2 pseudogenes are annotated in these 814 nt (G+C 71.2%); one reads left to right on the forward strand and one right to left on the reverse strand.

Annotation, left to right across the window (positions count from 1 at the left end):
• Window positions 1-198 (forward strand): annotated as a pseudogene (locus AOK15_RS46325) (hypothetical protein); the annotation flags it as partial.
• Window positions 199-229: 31 nt separating this feature from the next.
• On the opposite strand, the pseudogene AOK15_RS40845 reads toward AOK15_RS46325, so the two are convergent.
• A pseudogene (locus tag AOK15_RS40845) lies at window positions 230-782 on the reverse strand (alpha/beta hydrolase); the annotation flags it as partial.
• Between the last annotated feature and the right edge of the window lie 32 nt (window positions 783-814).

An 814-nucleotide genomic window follows, 5' to 3' on the forward strand; every position in this document is an offset into this window, starting at 1 on the left:
GCGCTGGACGCCCTGCGCCCAGGGGCGATCGTGCAGATGCACGTCGGTACGTCCGAGGGCCGGGCCGAGGTGATCGACGCACAGGCCCTGCCTCGGATTCTCGACGCGATCACCGCACGGGGCTACCGCGTCATCGACCTCCGCACCCTGCTCACCCCTGTGACCGGCCCGGCAGACCACAGGGGCCTACCGGGTTGAGTCAGGCGCGCGCTCCGGAGCAGCCAGGANNCCCGGCGCAGCTGGTCGACGAAGTTCCGGGCGCCCTCCACGCTCGCCAGCGCGTCCTTGGTGCCATGGGCGATGAAGAACGGTGGCGCACCGGGGTTGAGGTACGCGTACGGTTGGTTCGGGGACGGCGTTTCAGTGGGCTGCTCGCCGAAGAAGTGGCCGTAGTAGCCGTAGAGGCAGATCGCCGCGGTCACCGAGGTGTCGGCCGACTCGAAGCCGGGCTGGAACACCGGGTCGTTCGGTGTGAGCGCGCACACGGCCGCCAGGTTGGAGCCGGCGGAGCTGCCCGCCACGAACAGCCTCGACGGATCGGCGCCGTACTCGGGGGCGTGCTCGCGGACCCAGGCGATGACCTTCTTGGCGTCGATCTGATGGCCGGGGAACGTCGTCCGGGGTCGCAGTCGGTAGTTGGCGCTGACGCACACCCACCCCTGGCCGGCGAGCCGGTAGAGCAGCGGCCGAGCCTCGCGGTTCTTCGCTCCGCCGGTGTACCCGCCGCCGTGGAAGTAGATCAGGACCGGCGCGTCCCGCGGTGCGTCGCGGCGGCGGTAGATGTCGAGGAGGTTCCGGCGCCCGGCGTCGCCGT

The sequence above is a fragment of the Streptomyces ossamyceticus genome (assembly GCF_001418475.1).
GTDB classification, from domain to species: Bacteria; Actinomycetota; Actinomycetes; order Streptomycetales; family Streptomycetaceae; genus Streptomyces; species Streptomyces ossamyceticus.